General features: G+C 35.2%; 16 protein-coding genes and 1 riboswitch. Of the genes, 11 read left to right on the top strand and 5 right to left on the bottom strand.

Going from position 1 to position 16,879, the window contains the following annotated elements; all coding sequences use genetic code 11:
- The first annotated feature begins 4 nt into the window (after nt 1–4).
- Complete coding sequence (locus AB8S09_RS04265) at nt 5–310, top strand: CC/Se motif containing family (protein WP_294182492.1); 306 nt, start codon at nt 5–7, stop codon at nt 308–310.
- 62 nt (nt 311–372) lie between these two features.
- Here the strand turns inward: AB8S09_RS04265 and def are convergent, their stop codons facing one another.
- On the bottom strand, nt 373–894 hold the full coding sequence (def, locus tag AB8S09_RS04260; RefSeq protein ID WP_294182496.1) for a peptide deformylase: 522 nt from the start codon (nt 892–894) through the stop codon (nt 373–375).
- A gap of 84 nt (nt 895–978) precedes the next feature.
- On the opposite strand from def, the gene helD reads away from it, so the two are divergent.
- Nucleotides 979–3,300: an RNA polymerase recycling motor HelD gene (helD, locus tag AB8S09_RS04255; protein ID WP_294182498.1), complete on the top strand. Its 2,322-nt coding sequence runs from the start codon at nt 979–981 to the stop codon at nt 3,298–3,300.
- A gap of 65 nt (nt 3,301–3,365) precedes the next feature.
- On the opposite strand, the gene AB8S09_RS04250 is transcribed toward helD, so the two are convergent.
- Nucleotides 3,366–3,530 (bottom strand): aspartyl-phosphate phosphatase Spo0E family protein, encoded by a 165-nt coding sequence (locus AB8S09_RS04250; RefSeq protein WP_294182501.1) that lies wholly within the window; start codon nt 3,528–3,530, stop codon nt 3,366–3,368.
- A 397-nt stretch (nt 3,531–3,927) separates the two neighbouring features.
- On the opposite strand from AB8S09_RS04250, the gene hprK reads away from it, so the two are divergent.
- The 4 genes from hprK (at nt 3,928) to AB8S09_RS04230 (ending at nt 7,940) form a co-directional block, all read left to right on the top strand.
- Nucleotides 3,928–4,851: an HPr(Ser) kinase/phosphatase gene (gene hprK, locus AB8S09_RS04245; protein WP_294182503.1), complete on the top strand. Its 924-nt coding sequence runs from the start codon at nt 3,928–3,930 to the stop codon at nt 4,849–4,851.
- Nucleotides 4,842–5,393, top strand: a complete 552-nt coding sequence (locus AB8S09_RS04240) for a 5-formyltetrahydrofolate cyclo-ligase (RefSeq protein WP_294182508.1) — start codon at nt 4,842–4,844, stop codon at nt 5,391–5,393. Before hprK ends, AB8S09_RS04240 begins: the two co-directional genes overlap by 10 nt.
- A 103-nt stretch (nt 5,394–5,496) precedes the next feature.
- Nucleotides 5,497–6,435, top strand: a complete 939-nt coding sequence (locus AB8S09_RS04235) for a magnesium transporter CorA family protein (protein WP_294182520.1) — start codon at nt 5,497–5,499, stop codon at nt 6,433–6,435.
- Nucleotides 6,436–6,539: 104 nt separating this feature from the next.
- A complete protein-coding gene (locus AB8S09_RS04230) occupies nt 6,540–7,940 on the top strand; it encodes an aminopeptidase (protein ID WP_294182523.1) in 1,401 nt (466 codons plus the stop codon).
- A gap of 43 nt (nt 7,941–7,983) precedes the next feature.
- Here AB8S09_RS04230 and AB8S09_RS04225 read toward each other — a convergent pair whose 3' ends face one another.
- Nucleotides 7,984–8,835, bottom strand: coding sequence for a PHP domain-containing protein (locus AB8S09_RS04225; RefSeq protein ID WP_294182525.1), 852 nt, complete (start codon nt 8,833–8,835; stop codon nt 7,984–7,986).
- Nucleotides 8,836–9,037: 202 nt separating this feature from the next.
- On the opposite strand from AB8S09_RS04225, the gene AB8S09_RS04220 reads away from it, so the two are divergent.
- From AB8S09_RS04220 to AB8S09_RS04205, 4 genes are all read left to right on the top strand, one after another.
- The gene (locus tag AB8S09_RS04220; RefSeq protein WP_294182527.1) at nt 9,038–9,238 is read left to right on the top strand and encodes an alpha/beta-type small acid-soluble spore protein; all 201 of its coding nucleotides are present in this window, start codon (nt 9,038–9,040) and stop codon (nt 9,236–9,238) included.
- Between the two features lie 149 nt (nt 9,239–9,387).
- Nucleotides 9,388–9,747, top strand: a complete 360-nt coding sequence (locus AB8S09_RS04215) for a phage holin family protein (protein WP_369868536.1) — start codon at nt 9,388–9,390, stop codon at nt 9,745–9,747.
- Nucleotides 9,748–9,885: 138 nt separating this feature from the next.
- A complete protein-coding gene (locus AB8S09_RS04210) occupies nt 9,886–10,323 on the top strand; it encodes a bacteriohemerythrin (protein WP_294182531.1) in 438 nt (145 codons plus the stop codon).
- Nucleotides 10,324–10,327: 4 nt separating this feature from the next.
- A complete protein-coding gene (locus AB8S09_RS04205; RefSeq protein WP_294182533.1) occupies nt 10,328–12,151 on the top strand; it encodes a MutS-related protein in 1,824 nt (607 codons plus the stop codon).
- A gap of 21 nt (nt 12,152–12,172) precedes the next feature.
- Here AB8S09_RS04205 and rbr read toward each other — a convergent pair whose 3' ends face one another.
- On the bottom strand, nt 12,173–12,760 hold the full coding sequence (gene rbr, locus AB8S09_RS04200; RefSeq protein ID WP_294182535.1) for a rubrerythrin: 588 nt from the start codon (nt 12,758–12,760) through the stop codon (nt 12,173–12,175).
- Between the two features lie 157 nt (nt 12,761–12,917).
- Nucleotides 12,918–13,093: riboswitch (Lysine riboswitch) on the top strand.
- Nucleotides 13,094–13,210: 117 nt separating this feature from the next.
- On the opposite strand from rbr, the gene AB8S09_RS04195 reads away from it, so the two are divergent.
- A complete protein-coding gene (locus AB8S09_RS04195; RefSeq protein ID WP_369868522.1) occupies nt 13,211–14,683 on the top strand; it encodes an amino acid permease in 1,473 nt (490 codons plus the stop codon).
- 81 nt (nt 14,684–14,764) lie between these two features.
- Here AB8S09_RS04195 and feoB read toward each other — a convergent pair whose 3' ends face one another.
- Nucleotides 14,765–16,879, bottom strand: coding sequence for a ferrous iron transport protein B (gene feoB / locus AB8S09_RS04190; RefSeq protein WP_294182538.1), 2,115 nt, complete (start codon nt 16,877–16,879; stop codon nt 14,765–14,767).

Below are 16,879 nucleotides of genomic sequence, written 5' to 3'. Positions count from 1 at the left end.
TATCGTGAAACTGACTATCGATGACAGGGCTCTTGATTATGCGAAAGAAAAAGGCGGAGATTTTGTAGTTAAAACTATTTCTGCAGGTGGAGGGTGCTGTTCTATGGAAGTGCGGGATATAATTATAGAATTTTCAGAGGAATTCAAGGGAAGCAGAAAGATATTCAACAAGTACAGCTACAAAGGTGTAAATGTATATGTGGAAAGAGGACTTGAAATGGAGGAGGAGGTACTCATATATGAAAAGGTAGAATTGCCTTTGATTGGCAAACGATTTGGTTCAAAAGGTATCTATGTAAAGTATCTATGAATTGTTTTTTTAAGTTGAACGTCAAATAGAATTGCCCATTTCAGGACAATTCTATTTTATTTTCAGTTGGAGTCTTTTACCTTATATATTTTTTTTGCTTTATCTGTATACAAGATGCCAAATAGATGATCTATTTCATGGCAAAATACGTTGGATAAAATACCATCTACCTTATAGGTCATCTCACTGCCTTTTATATCCTGATATGTTACCAGGATTTTTTTTGGCCTTATTACAATCCCCTCGTAGCCTGGATAACTTAAACAGCCCTCTACACTTTCCTGCTTTCCTATTTTTTTGATTATTTTGGGGTTTATTAAAATTATAGGCTTGAAATCTTTTTCCTTTAAATCTATGACTATAATTTTCTTGAGTACTCCTATTTGAGGAGCAGCAAGTCCGACACCACCGGGGTTATTATCCAGCGTGTCTTTGAGATCTTCTACAACTTTTAAAGTTTCATCATTTATTTCTTTTACCGGTCTGCTGACTCTTTTCAATAATTTATTTCCAAATTGTAATATCTCTTTTACTGCCAAGTATATTATCTCCTTCCTGTATCCATCGATAAATAAATTATACATTTATTTCATTAAAGGATCAATTTAGATCTCCCGGTTTTAAAAATGCTATAATGTTAAATATAAAATTATCTTTGAGTATAATGAATGAGAGAAGGGATAATATTGTCCATAGATTCTGGTGAAATGAAAATAGAAAGGACACATTTAAAGGACACTTTAAAATGGGTAGAATCAGAAATAAAAGATATGAGGCAAAATGATCAAAAATTGGAGATAATTATAGACAAATTGAGAAAGCAGGCCAAAGGGAAATATAATGAGGAACTCGATACAAAAGAAAAACTTTATGGCATTACCCATAAAAGTCTTGAAAAGTATGAAGAGAGCAGAAAAAAACCTTATTTTGGAAGAATTGATTTTAGAGAATATAAAAATGAAAAGGAAACTTTTTATATAGGTAAATTTGGGCTTGGAGATATACAAAATGGAGATGAAAAAGTAATTGACTGGAGAGCTCCCATAGCGGATTTATACTATAGTGGCGTGGAGGGGAAAACTTTTTACAGATCTCCCGTTGGCATAGTAAACGGGGAACTGAGCCTGAAAAGGAAATTTTTGATTGAAAACGGAGAATTGAAAGATGCCTTTGACGAGGGCATAAATGAGATAGTTCTAAAATCCAATAGGGAAGAGGGGAATCCACTAGTAGATGAATTTCTAAAGATAAATTTAAACCAGAGTGTAAACAACAGGCTTAAAAATGTAGTTGCAACTATTCAAAAAGAGCAAAACAATATAATAAGAGCTGAAAAGAACATGACTCTTATGTTTCAAGGTGCCGCCGGTTCTGGAAAAACTACGGTAGCCTTATATAGACTGGCTTATTTGCTTTATAGATATAAGGGCAGGTTAAATGGGAAAGATGTTTTGATCATAGCACCAAATAAGCTTTTCCTGAATTACATATCGGATATACTCCCGGATTTGGGGATAGATGAGGTAAAACAGATGACTTTTGAAGGCATGTGCAGTAAAATATTACACATTAAAGGCAAAATATATTCAAAGGGTAAGAAGCTGTCGGATATACTTGAAAACAAGCAGTATTCTTCCATCAAGAACATAACATTGAACAGCCGCATAAAGGGAAGTATTTTATATAGGGAATTGATAGACGAGTACATAGAATATATTGAAAAAAAAGATTTAAACATAGATGATATAAAGGTAGACAATTATATTCTATTTGACAAAAGTGAAATATGCAGGCTGTATTCGGAGGATATGAAGTATCTGCCTGCCAATCAAAAAAAGTACAAAATAAAAAAATATTTTGAACTGAAAATAGACGATAAAATAAGAAAGGTCATAAATAAGGTAGATTTTCTTTATGATTATCAAATTGCCAGATTGAAAAGAACTGTGAAAGACGGCCCGGATAAAAGAAAAGAGATTAGAAACATATATGATAAAAGGGATAGGAAGAGGGTACATATAATGACCCAGGCCAGAAAAAATTTTGATGATTATTTTCATAGCTGGATTGAGGTGGACACATCTAGACTCTATGAAAATTTTCTGACAGAAGAAGAAGTATTTGAAAAGATCATAGCAAAAAGACTTTCTAAAACATGCTGGAACAACCTGGTAAGAGAAACAAAATTGAATGTTGAAAATAATATTGTAGACAGCGACGATCTGGCAGCTCTCTGCTATTTGAAATTTAAAATAGAGGGAGTGCCTAAAAAATTCAAATATAAATATCTTGTTGTGGATGAAGCACAGGATTACAGTAATTTTGAAATGGCAGTTTTAAGGAAAATAAGCACAAATGCTTCTATGACCATAGTGGGGGATATTGCCCAAGGCATATATGATTATAGGGGCATATCCGATTGGAATGACATTTCAAAAAATATTTTTAAGGAAAGTACAAAATTTTTTCAGCTGACCCAGAGCTACCGTTCTACAGTGGAGATAATGGAATTTGCCAACAAAGTGCTTAGACTTCAGAAAAACAATCTCAGCTCTGTAAAACCTACTTTGAGGCATGGTGATAAACCTAGGATATTTGAATTTACAAACAACAGGGATTTTAGTGGAAAACTGGATAAAATAGTAAAGAGAGTCCAAGAAAATGGTAAGAGTACCATAGCAGTTATAGGAAAAACTTCCACTCAATGTAGAAAAATCAGGAATTATTTAAAGAAATACAGTGCTTACAGCTGGAAGTTAATCAGGGAAAACGACAATGTATTGGAAGAAGAAAAGATGATAATTCCATCTTATATGACAAAGGGTCTGGAATTTGACTGCAGTGTAATATACAATTGTAACGAAGAAAATTATACTGAAAGTGAATTGGATAAGAAGATACTTTATGTAGCCCTTACGAGAGCCCTCCACATGGAATATATATTTTATTCGGGTAAAATATCAAATATTATTAAATCCTGTGCCAGGTGAAAAAATTTAAAAAACATTTTGAAAACAGGGGGCTTCGGCCCCTTATTTTAACTATGTTAAAAAATTTAACTAACGGTATCCCTTTTTTGATATTCTAAAATTAGCTTGTCCAGTTTCTCACTGCACTTAACTACTGTTTCATCTGTAAGGCTGCCATTTTTTATCAATAGATACAAAGTTTCTTTTAGATCATTTATTTTAGTATCCAAATTTGCTAAATCATTTTTCATCGTTATTCCCCCACAAGGTAACTTTATTACTCTTATATTTTACCAGATAATAAAAAAATAAACATATCTTTTATTAGTCACTAAAATACAGCAAATTACAAAAATAAACATAATTTCTGTAGATAAGGTGTGGATTATTCTGTGGAAAAAATGTGGAAAAAAAGAAAAATGTGTCTGTATATACTGATATAAAATGCTATGGAAAATTTTTCTAAAACAAAATAATGTCTAAAAGTTTTTTGTATATTTTAATAAAAATAATAAATTTTAATAATAAATGTCAATATGAAGCTCTATGATAGGCAGTTTGTTCAATTAGGCAAATCTGTCCGAGATTGATACCCTCAATGCCTTTTGATATAATTAATTTATGAGATGAATCACAAGGGGTGATAAGATGCCGGTAACGGTAAAAGATATTATAAAGGATTTAGATTTAGAAGTTATAGCCAGAGGAGACAAAGTGAATAAAATAACTGAAAGTGATATAAACAGGCCGGGACTTCAGTTTAGCGGATTTTACAATTATTATGCAAATAAAAGAGTTCAGATAGTGGGTAAAGCTGAATGGAGTTTTCTGGATGCAATGCAGCCGGAACTCAGAAAAAAGAGGCTTGAAAAGTATTTTGAATTTTACAATCCCTGTACCATAATTACCAGAAATTTAAAACCGCATAAAGAATTTCTGGAAAGTGCGATTTCCAATAAAAGGTGGATACTTAGAACTGATAATATATCGACAAGGTTTATAAATAAGCTTATGAATTATCTAGACGATAAACTTGCACCTGAAACGAGACTCCATGGAGTTCTAGTTGACGTATATGGAATAGGTATACTTATAACAGGTGAAAGTGGCATAGGCAAAAGTGAAACCGCACTGGAACTTATAAAGAGGGGACATAGGCTGGTAGCTGATGATGCCGTGGATATAAAGCGCATAGATGGAATACTTCACGGTACCTCGCCATATATTACATCCGGCATGATAGAAGTTAGAGGCATGGGAATAATTGATATTCCGGCACTTTATGGGTTGAGTTCCGTGCTTAAAACCAAAAAGATCAGTCTTGTAATATGTTTGGAGCAGTGGAAAGAGGATGAGAATTATGACAGGCTTGGAATAGATAAGGAGTACATGAATATTCTGAGTGTTCCGGTGAGAAAAATAAAAATTCCCATAAGGCCCGGCAGAAATCTTGCTGTTATAATTGAAGCTGCGGCAGCAAATTACAGATACAGCCTTATATCAAGTATAAGTCCTGTTGACGTTATAAGCGGAAGAATACAGGAAATGGAGAAAAGAAGATCATGCAAATAGACAAGAACTATATCAGGGAAAAGATCAAGATGAAAAGGAACAGTTTGTCCAATATTGAAAGGAAAGCATTGGATGATATAATATCACAAAAAGTTCTGTCGAGCAGGGAGTACAGGGAGGCCAGAAATTTATTCATATTTGTAAGCTTTGGAACGGAAGTTGATACCCACAGGATTATAAAGAGAGCCTTGAAGGACGGCAAGAATGTTTCTGTTCCCAAAACCATATCCAGGGAGAGGGGAATGGCTGCGGTAAGAATACGCCGCTTTGACGAACTCAAAATTGGTGCATATAGGATACTTGAGCCGGAAAATATGGATTCAAGGGTAAAGGAATCCGCGATAGATCTGTGTTATGTTCCAGGTATCGCTTTTGACAGAAGTGGAGGAAGAGTTGGATACGGTGGAGGATATTATGACAGATTTCTCAAACTGACAGGAAGTGATTCTAAGAAGATAGCTCTGGCCTACAGCTTTCAGATTTTGGATAAAGTTCCCAGAGAAGAACATGATATACTTGTGGACGGTATTATTTCGGATTGAATTTTAAAAATATGGCGGTGAAAGGGTTTTTTACACCCTTTTTTTTCATGCAGTGAATTATTTCTTAATTAAATTAACAAACTAATATCTGGTGGTGTTTTTTATGAAGGTACTGGATATAGATAATAACTTCAAGGAGATTGGCAAATCCTTTGATACTGTACATGGGCATTATTGGATACTACTTCATATAGATGAGGTTCAAAAACTAAATGATTTCTTAACCGTAGACGAGAATACCATAGATGAGTGCAAGAGTCTTTCTCAGGAATCAAAAATAAATTTTTTTAACGGATATATATTTATAGTGTTCAACGTATTGAATTACATGGAGAGAATAGTTGCTCCCAGGGAATTGGACGTTTTTTTAAGCAGGAAGTACATAATAACAGTGTATAAATACAGAATTGACATACTTGAAAATTTGATAGAGGATATAAATGGCTGGAGAAATTGTTTTGTGCTGAAAGACAATCCCAGGCCATCAATACTTCTTTACTGTATACTGGACAGAATAGTTATGAAAAACTACGATATAATTTCTGCACTTGAAGTGGAGGCAGATAAAATTGAGATAAATATATTGAAAGATCCGAGGCAGGATCAAATAGACAATCTGATAACTTTAAGAAGACAGGTCTATAAAATAAGAAAATATCTAAGCCCCCTGATCTATATAGGGGATAGCTTGACTATAAATGATAACCTGGTCATTGAAAAAGAAAGTTTAAAGTATTTTGTGAGCCTGAGTAAGAAGATAGAGAAACTTATGATTTCCCTCGAAAGCCTGGTTCAAGATCTGGCCATGGTAAGGGAGGCTTTTGAATCGGAAATAGCCAATAAGACAAACGAACTCATGAAAATATTTACTGTAATAGCGACTATATTTTTGCCTTTAAATCTTATAAGCAGCATTTATGGCACTAATTTGAAGGGTGTACCGTTTATGGAGGTGGAAAACGGGTGCCATTATGTAATTATAATTATGACCTTTATAGCTATAATTCTGATATGTATATTCAAAAGGAAAAAATGGCTCTGAGATCTTTAAATATTTTAATAAAAAATACAAAAAATAAGTTGATTCCTATGTTTTGTGATAAAATATAGTTGATAATAAATAAATTATAGATAGGGGAGATTTAAGTGTCAAAGGATTTGATTAAAGAGTATAAATATGCCTGGGATAAGTATTCAAAAAAAGATTTTGAATCTCTTTTTAAGTTATCAGATGAATACAAAAACTTTTTATCCAAATGTAAGACTGAGAGGGAATGTGTATCGGAATTTGTATCCAGAGCTGAAAAAAACGGTTACAAAAACATAGAGGATCTTATAGATAAAAAGGCTGTATTGAAACCGGGAGATAAGATCTATGCCAATAACAAAGGAAAGACTTTAGCACTCTTCGTAATTGGAAACAAAGATATAGAAAAAGGCATGAGGATACTTGGGGCGCACATAGATTCCCCAAGACTTGATTTAAAACAGAACCCGCTTTATGAAGATACTGATTTAGCTCTATTTGACACACATTATTACGGCGGGATAAAGAAGTATCAATGGGTTACACTGCCGCTAGCTATTCACGGAGTTGTCGTGAAGAAAGACGGCACCAAAGTCAAAGTTGTGATAGGAGAAAAAAAGGATGATCCTGTATTTGGAGTATCTGATCTTCTGATACATCTGGCTGGTGAACAAATGGATAAAAAAGGCTCTAAAGTGGTGGAGGGTGAAGATCTGAACCTGTTGGTGGGAAGCATTCCAATCAAGGATAAGGAAGCCAAAAATAGAGTGAAGCAAAATATACTGAAACTGTTGAATGAAAAATACGGCATTGAAGAAGAAGATTTTGTATCTGCAGAATTGGAAGTTGTTCCTGCAGGGGCAGCGAGAGATCTTGGACTGGACAGAAGCATGGTCATGGCTTATGGACATGATGATAAAATTTGTGCATATACATCTTTTGATGCGATGATGAAAGTAGAAAAGCCTGAAAAGACATGTGTGACCCTTCTGGTAGATAAAGAGGAGATAGGAAGCGTAGGAGCTACTGGAATGCAGTCTAGATTTTTTGAAAATACCGTGGCAGAAGTTGCAGCCCTCTGCGGCAAATACAGCGATTTAAAAGTCAGAAGAGCTCTGACCAATTCCAAAATGCTTTCTTCAGATGTAAGTGCGGCTTTTGATCCAAATTATCCTTCTGTCATGGATAAAAACAACGCGGCTTATCTGGGGAAAGGTATAGTTTTTAACAAGTATACCGGTGCCAAGGGCAAATCGGGATGTAATGATGCAAACCCCGAATATATAGCAGAAATTAGAAATGTAATGGGAAAGAATGACGTGTACTGGCAAACTGCAGAACTTGGAAAAGTTGACCAGGGCGGCGGCGGAACAATAGCTTATATATTGGCAGAATACAATATGCAGGTTATAGACTGCGGTATAGCACTTCAAAACATGCATGCTCCCTGGGAAGTGGCAAGTAAAGCGGATATATATGAAGCTGTAAAAGGGTATACGGCTTTTTTAAATGAAATATAACAGGCTCAATAATTCGTGCAATTGCCAGAGGCAGTTGCATGGATTATTTTATACTGTTTAGCTTATTTAAAAATATTTCTATTCCCTTTGCATCCAGATAGACTTCACCTATAACGTGGGAATGTTCCGGATCATCTCTGCCCTTTCTGGGCATACCATGAAAATCAGATCCTGCAGTTATTATCTTATTGTACTTTTTTGCATATCTTGTGAACAGTTTGGTATCAGAGGGGCTGTTCATGGAATAGATTGCTTCTATACCGTCAAATGGAAGCTTTAGCAGATCATCCATATTGACACCTTTTATAAGGACAGGGTGGGCCAAAACCACCAGGGAATTTAAGGATTTAAGTAGTTTTATCCCCTCTTCAGTGGTCAATTTCTTGTTGGGGACAAAAGCAGGACAGTCATCGCCTATAAAATTTGTAAATATATAATTGAAACTGTAATTGTAGCCTGCGTTTATTATTTCCTGTGCTATATGCGGCCTTGTCACGATATTATGGGCATTTTTGAGAATATTTTCATAGTCCAATTTTATATTGAAGAATTTATATAAATTATCCACTATTTTTTTTGCCCTTTTCTCTCTGTATATACTCATTTCTTTTAGAAAATTTTTAAATTCCGAAGATATATCGGAAATACTTTTAAAATATCCCAATACGTGAACACTTTTATTCTGATATAGAGTAGACAATTCTATTCCCGGAATGATTTTAATTTTTGCTTTTTTACCTGCATCTAAAGCTTCATTGACGCCGGATACAGTATCATGATCTGTTATTGCAATTATATCCATGCTGTTTTGGGAAGCCATTTCGACCAATTTTTCAGGGGATAATCTTCCATCGGAAGCTGTTGTATGCAAATGAAAATCTCCTTTTTTATACAATGTCATCACCTGCCTGTTTTTAGTTTATACTATATTATACTCTAAATAAAATTTAATTGTAAATTGGATTTTGAAAGTAATTTCTATTTATGACATAACATATCTCAATTTCATGTAATTCTATAGAGTAATAATTCTCATATGGAGCAAACTTATATATGTAATACAAAATAATAATATATAAGTTAGGAGGAATTCAATCATGGCAAACAACAGAGGGAATAGGGTTTTAGTTCCCCAAGCTAAAGAGGCTTTAAATAGGTTTAAAATGGAGTCAGCCAGAGAAGTGGGAGTAAACCTAAAAGAAGGATATAATGGAGATCTTACATCAAGGGAAGTAGGCTCAGTAGGCGGAAACATGGTCAAGAAAATGATTGAAGCTTATGAACAGGGCTTAAAATAAAATAAATATATATCTAAAGGCCAGATGGATATTCATCTGGCTTTATAATTAAAATTTTATTATTCTTAAATATTTTTTGCATATTAGGTAAAACTATATTTGCACAAATAATATTTTATTAAAAAGGAGTGACTTCTATGGCCGACGATATGAAGAGGAAATCAGAAGATTCAAAATCTACTGTAGGCAGTTATATATTGAGATTTATTTTAACACTGATCGTGCTTGCAATAACATCTTTTTTGACACCTGGTTTTAGAATAGCGGGATTATGGTCTTATCTGGGTGCAGCAGTTGTTATAAGTATAATAGACTATATAGTTGAAAGATTTATGGGAGTGGATGCATCTCCTTTTGGAAAAGGAATAAAGGGATTTGTAATTGCAGCCATAATTCTCTATATAACTCAATTTCTGGTTCCAAATATGAGAGTGTCAATATTAGGAGCTATTTTAGCTGCAGTAGTTATTGGAATATTGGATGCCGTTATTCCGGGAAGGGTTATGTAGCAATTTTAAGTAGGCTGCTGGTGAATTACCAGCAGCTGTTAAACTTTCAACTGGTTTGTAATTTCAAAATTTGCTATAATTACAGTATGATGTGGACAAGCTTATAACATTAATTTTTAAAGGAGGCAGACTTTAAGGATGTTTGATTGGAAAGATGAATACAGCTGTGGGATAAAAAGGATAGATGATGAACACAAGAAGCTCTTTGGAATAGGGAATTCCATATATAAATTGGCTACAGATGAAAACCGCTTGGATTATTTTGATAGAATACTGGATTTGGTCGATGATCTGAAAGACTATACCGCCTATCATTTTAAAGATGAAGAAAAAGTAATGAGCATGTATGATTACCCGGGATATGAAGAACAAAAAAGGGTACATGATAGATTCATCAATAAAATTCAAAATCTGGATCTAGAAGAAATTGATGAAAATCAGCAGGACGCAGTATTGAAACTATTGAATTTCATATATAATTGGATAACAAATCATATACTAGGTATGGATTTGAAAATTAAAGATTATTTTGAAAGCTTAAAACCAAGTGAGCTTTTGAGGAAGAAAGAGAGGTAATGGTTTGAATTACATAGAAAAAATTTACTCCGGGAGAAAAAAGCATTATTATAATCTCATGAAAAGGCAGAAAAATAATGTACTCTGTATAAGCAGACTGAGGTTTTTAATATTTCTTGTGGGAATGTCTCTTACTATAGTTTTTTACACAAAAAAACTTTATTATATGAGCTGCAGCGTTTTTATAGCTTTTCTAATACTTTTTATATTTGTTGTAAAGAATCATTACAAAGTGAAGGAAAATATAAGTTTTGTGAAAAAGCTGTGGAGTATAAATGACGATTCATTGAACAGAATAAGAGATAATTGGACAAAATTTGACAAGAGGGGTGATGAATTCAGGAACAGAGATCACAGCTATTCAGAAGATCTGGATTTATTTGGTAAAGACTCATTGTTTCAATGGATAAGCTGTTGTGAGACGTATTTTGGAGAAAGAAAATTAAAGGACATACTTCTAGGACATATTGGAAGTAAAGAAGATGTAAGAAAACGGCAGGAAGCAGTGTCGGAATTGCAGCATAAATTGAAATGGAGGCAGCATTTCCAGGCGAAAGCTTCTTTTATAAAAAATGGTGGAAAAGATATATTGAAAATAAGGGATATATTGAAAATGGAGAATCCACTTTACAGAAATAAATATATAAAGATTTTATTCAAAATAATGCCCATTGTGACTATATCATTTATAATCATGAGCTTTGCGTTTCATTTGTTTGGGAACTATATAAGCTATGCGGCAGTTACAGTGCAGATAGCTCTGCTCATACCCGGTGCAAAAAATAGATTCAATATTTTAGGCAATGTGGCTGAAATCAGAAACAGCCTTGTGGTATATGGAGAAATCATATCTCTCATATCAAATGAAAAATTTCAGAGTACCTATTTGAATTCCTTAAAAGAAGTGCTTTATAAAAAAGGTGAACCATCAATTGATGCTGTAAAAAAACTGCATGATTTAAATAGAATTTCAGAAAATGTATCCCAGAGAAGAAATATTTTATACATACTTCTTGATATTTTTTTACTGTGGGATTATCAGTGCATGTTTGCCTTTGAAAACTGGAGAGTGGAAAATGGCGGGCTAATTTATAGCTGGATTGAAACAGTAGGTCAATTTGAGATGTTAAACAGCCTTTCAATCATAGCTTTTGACCATCCCAGCTGGGTCATTCCCAAAATCTTGGATACACCGCTTGTATTTGAGGCGAATTCCATGGCACACCCACTTTTGGGAAGGAGAGCCGTGTGTAACAATCTAACCTTGAAAAAGCCCTCCAATATATTATTGATTACGGGATCCAATATGTCGGGAAAGAGCACTCTCCTCAGAACTGCAGGCATAAACTTAGTACTTGCATATGCAGGGGCTCCGGTTCGTGCAAAAAAATTTAGCTGTTCCATAATGAAAATTTACACCTGCATGAGAATAAGTGATAACCTAGAAGAAAATATCTCTTCATTTTATGGGGAGATACTTAGAATAAAAAAAATTGTGGAGGCCTGTAAGAGGGGTGAACAGGTATTCTTTCTCTTAGATGAGATATTTAAGGGGACAAATTCCATCGACAGGCATTTGGGGGCTAAAATTTTGATAAAAAACCTTGCAGCTGGTAAAACATGCGGAATGGTATCCACACACGATCTAGAGCTTGCCGACATGGAGAAAGAGAACGGCAGCAGGGTAAAAAACTATCATTTTGCAGAGTATTATGAAGATGGTAAGATTAAATTTGACTATAAGCTCAGAAGAGGAGTTTCGACTACAAGGAATGCACTTTATTTAATGAAAATGGCAGGAATAGATATAGGGGAATCATCTAAATAGTGATTCCCCTGATAAGTATTATTAAAATTGTTCAACAAACAGCTGAAAGTATGATTGAGGATGAGCACAGGCAGGACAAAACTGGGGGGCAGATGTACCTTCATAAATATATCCGCAGTTGGTACATATCCACTTACAAGGTTTATCTTTCTTAAACACAGTGCCGTTTTCCACATTCTTAAGCAGTGCCAGATATCTCTGCTCATGATGTTTTTCAACTTCCAGTATTTTTCTAAAAACAGTTGCTATAGCAGGAAAACCCTCTTTGTCTGCTGTATCGGCAAAGGAAGGATATAGTTCATAGGCTTCTTCATGTTCTCCATTGGCAGCTGCTTTCAAAACAGTCTTGGTATCTCCAAGTGCGACCGGATAAGATGCATTGTTTATTTCTACGGCCTCGCAGTGCAAATCCCTGTCTAGAAATTTAAAGAATCTCTTGGCATGTTCTCTTTCGTTTCCGGCAGTTTCCAAGAATATATTGGAAATCTGAACATACCCTTCTTTTTTTGCAATAGAGGAATAATAAGTATATCTGTTTCTTGCTTGAGATTCTCCTGCAAAAGCTTTCATTAGGTTTTCAGCAGTTTTTGTACCTTTTAAAGATGTCATAAAAATTACCTCCTGATAAATAATATAATTTAATACTTTGTTCTATATAATATAATATATTAATTCAGAGATATATTCAATATTTAATTTAAAAAATCGTTAAAATATGTTGACTAAACTTTACTTTTAGTTCATAATGTACTTATTGTAAGTGAATAGCTGGGATAGAGGTGCAAAATTTAAGAGTAGGATTGTGGAGTTAAGCACATTGAAGCAATTTGAAAGGAAATTTTGCCGAAGTATTTAACCGATGCTTTAAGGCTGAATAGCTGGGCTTGTATAGAATATGTACAGGACTGTCACAAGAGTTTATTGTGGAGAGCTATCATTCATTGTGGAATTAATATTTTATGTTTAATTGCCTTGGGTGTACTCTCAAGGTATTTTTTAATGCTCATCTTGGTTAATTCACTTATGGGAATTTTAAGAAACCCATAGGGAGGAATAAAAATGCAAAATGCAAATACAGCGAAAAGATTAACTGAAAAAAATACTTATAAACTAAAGAGAGGACTCAAGGCACGACATTTAAACATGATTGCTATGGGCGGAGCCATAGGAACAGGCATATTTTTGGCACTGGGAGCTACTATAAAACAGGCAGGTCCAGGAGGAGCACTGATAGCTTATGGCTGTATAGGAGTCATGGTATATTTTTTGATGACTAGCCTGGGAGAAATGGCCACATATATGCCGGATTCAGGTTCTTTTGAAACTTATGCCACAAAATTTGTAGATCCGGCTTTAGGTTTTGCACTGGGTTGGAATTACTGGTACAACTGGTCCATAACCGTGGCAGCAGAGATGGTAGCTGGAGCTCTCATAATGAAGTACTGGTTTCCAAATACACCTGCCATTATATGGAGCATATCTTTTCTAGCATTGATTGTAGGTCTTAATTTACTGTCCGCAAGGGCTTATGGAGAATCTGAATTCTGGTTTGCAGGGATCAAAGTTTTTACGGTTATCGTATTTTTAATAATTGGGATAGCAACTATATTTGGCATATTCAACGGGAAACCGGTTGGATTGAAAAATTTTACCGTTGGAGAAGCTCCGTTTGTTGGAGGCTTTAAATCAATTTTCATGGTATTCCTGATTGCGGGTTTTTCATTTCAAGGTACTGAACTTGTAGGTATAGCAGCAGGTGAAAGTGAAAACCCTGAAAAAAATATACCAAGGGCAATAAATACTATATTTTGGAGAATAATTTTGTTTTATGTAGGTACCATATTTGTAGTCGGGGCTCTAATACCCTATATGGATGCAGGTGTTAAAACAAGTCCCTTCACGTTGGTATTCAAAAGAGCGGGAATAGCTGGTGCAGCTTCTCTTATGAATGCTGTTATATTGACTTCGGTGTTATCTGCAGGAAATTCTGGAATGTATGCTTCTACTAGGATGTTATATTCTCTGGCCAAAGGTAAGAAAGCCCCTGCATGGCTGGCAAAGGTTAATTCAAGGGGAGTACCGGTAAATTCATTGATACTTACCACGATAGTGGCATCTGCTTGTTTTCTTACAGGGCTTTATGCAGAATCTACAGTTTATGTATGGCTGGTGGCAGCTTCAGGTCTGGCAGGGTTTGTAGCCTGGCTCGGGATAGCACTTTGCCACTATCGTTTTAGAAAAGCCTATACAGTACAAAAAAGGGATTTTGGTAAGCTGAAATACAAGGCTAAATTATTCCCGCTTGGGCCGGTTATAGCTCTTACGCTGTGCATTATAGTTATATTAGGTCAGGGAATCACCTACTTTGGAGCTGCTAAGATAGACTGGAGCGGAGTGATTTCATCCTATATAGGTCTTCCACTGTTTATAGGATTGTGGCTTTGGTACAAGAAGAAACATCACACTTCCGTAATAAAACCGGAAGAAGTGGATTTCGACAGTATTGAAGAAGAGATGAAATATTTAAAATAGGATTTAAGTATATATTACATTAAAAGTCGGGTGGATTTTCAGCTGGTCTAGAAAATCCACCCGACTTTTAATGTAGTTAAATTATACAAGTATATGAATACTTTTATATATCAGTGTTGTACATGAGCATACCGCAAAAGCAGTTATCAGCGGTATGAGCACTGACAGCAATGTCCATTTTATGCTTCCAGTTTCCTTTTTTATAGTGAGAAGAGTAGTGGCACAGGGCCAGTGAAGCAAACTGAAGAGCATTGTGTTTAGGGCTGTAAGATATGTCCATCCGTGGTTTAAAAATACCTGTTTTAATGATACTATGCTTTCAACATCTACCATTGTATTTGTGGACAGATACAGCATAAGAAGTATGGGAAGCACTATTTCATTTGCCGGAAGGCCGAATAGAAAAGCCGCCAATATGCATCCGTCTATACCTATGAATTTTCCCAATGGATCCAGAAATACGACTATATGGTTTATTATATTCATATTTCCAACGTATATATTGGAAAATATCCATATGGCCGCCCCGGCAGGAGCTGCTACTATTACTGCCCTCCAAAGTACGAATATGGTTCTATCTATTATAGAAGTATATATTATCCTTCCGATTTGGGGCTTTCTGTAAGGTGGAAGTTCGAGGGTGAATGTGGATGAGACACCTTTTAATAGAGTTTTGGACAATAAATATGATATGAGCAGTGTCATACATATGCCAAACAATATGATGAGAGTTATGACAACGGAAGGTATTATTTTGGAGGAACCGGCATTTGCGGCAAAGAACATGGAAGATATTATTATCAGTGTGGGAAACCTTCCGTTACAGGGAACAAAATTGTTTGTTACAGTGGCTACAAGTTTTTCCCTGGGGGAGTCTATTATTCTGCAGCCTATTACTCCGGCCGCATTGCATCCAAGTCCCATGCACATGGTAAGGCACTGTTTTCCATGGGCACAGGCTTTTTTAAAAAGATGATCCATATTGAAGGCAACTCTGGGCAGATATCCGATGTCCTCAAGCAATGTGAACAGCGGGAAAAATATTGCCATGGGCGGGAGCATTACGGATACAACCCAAGCTACGGTTCTGTAAATTCCCAAGACCAATATATCATACAGCCATTTCGGGGCATTTAACCCGATGAACCAGCCTGAAAGTGTATCTTCGAAGCCAAACAGCACGCTGGACAGGAATTCAGAAGGTACATTTGCCCCTTTTATTGTTATCCATAGAATCCCGCATAACATTATCAGCATAATCGGTATTCCAAATCTTTTTGAAGTGATTATGAGATCAGGGTTGATTCTTCTGCTGTTATTTTTATTTGATGCTTTAATATAATTCAATTTTACGAATTCTGCCAATTTGTAATTTTCCCCGGTTATATAGTCTCTTAAAGCTTCTCTGTCCATACTTTCACACAATTCGTCCGTAAATTCTTTTACATGGTGGAGGCTGTCTTTGTCAAGATATTTTGACATGGAATTGAGAAAATCTTCATCACCGTCCATAAGTCTTATAGAAAGCCACCTTGAATTTATGTTTGAGAAATTTTTTTCCACGGTTTTCTTTATTTTATCTATTTTGTCTTCTATGTTTTTATATATTATCGGGTTATATCTTATTTTTATTTTATTGGATGCAATATTGTAGATACTTTCCTTTAATTCATCTATACCTATGTTATTCCTGGCAGAAGACAGAATTACAGGTATGCCCAGTTTTTCTCCTATGGATTTTCCATCTATAAATATTCCCTTTTTCTTCGCTTCGTCTATCAGGTTTATACACAGTACTACATTGTTTGTAACTTCCATTATTTGAAATACCAGGTTTAGATTTCGTTCAAGGCAGGTAGCATCTGTAACTACAGCTATGACGTCGGGATTTCCAAAACATATGAAATCTCTTGCCACTATTTCTTCGCTGGAGGATGCAAATATTGAATAAGTGCCTGGCAGATCAACAACTAAAAAATCCGAGTCTTTGTACTTATAGCTTCCCCGGGCATTTACCACGGTCTTGCCGGGCCAATTGCCAGTGTGCTGGTGAAGGCCGGTAAGGGAGTTGAATATAGTACTCTTGCCGGTGTTCGGATTTCCGGCCAGTGCTACTACAAAGGTCTTTTCTCTAATTTTGATGTTGAAGGTATCTCTGAGAGATTTATTTCTTGTAGATTCAAAAGTTAAACCCAT

This window comes from Clostridium lapidicellarium (assembly GCF_041224415.1).
Classification (GTDB): Bacteria; Bacillota; Clostridia; order Clostridiales; family Clostridiaceae; genus Clostridium_B; species Clostridium_B lapidicellarium.
This window is presented reverse-complemented; position numbering and strand designations above follow the sequence as displayed.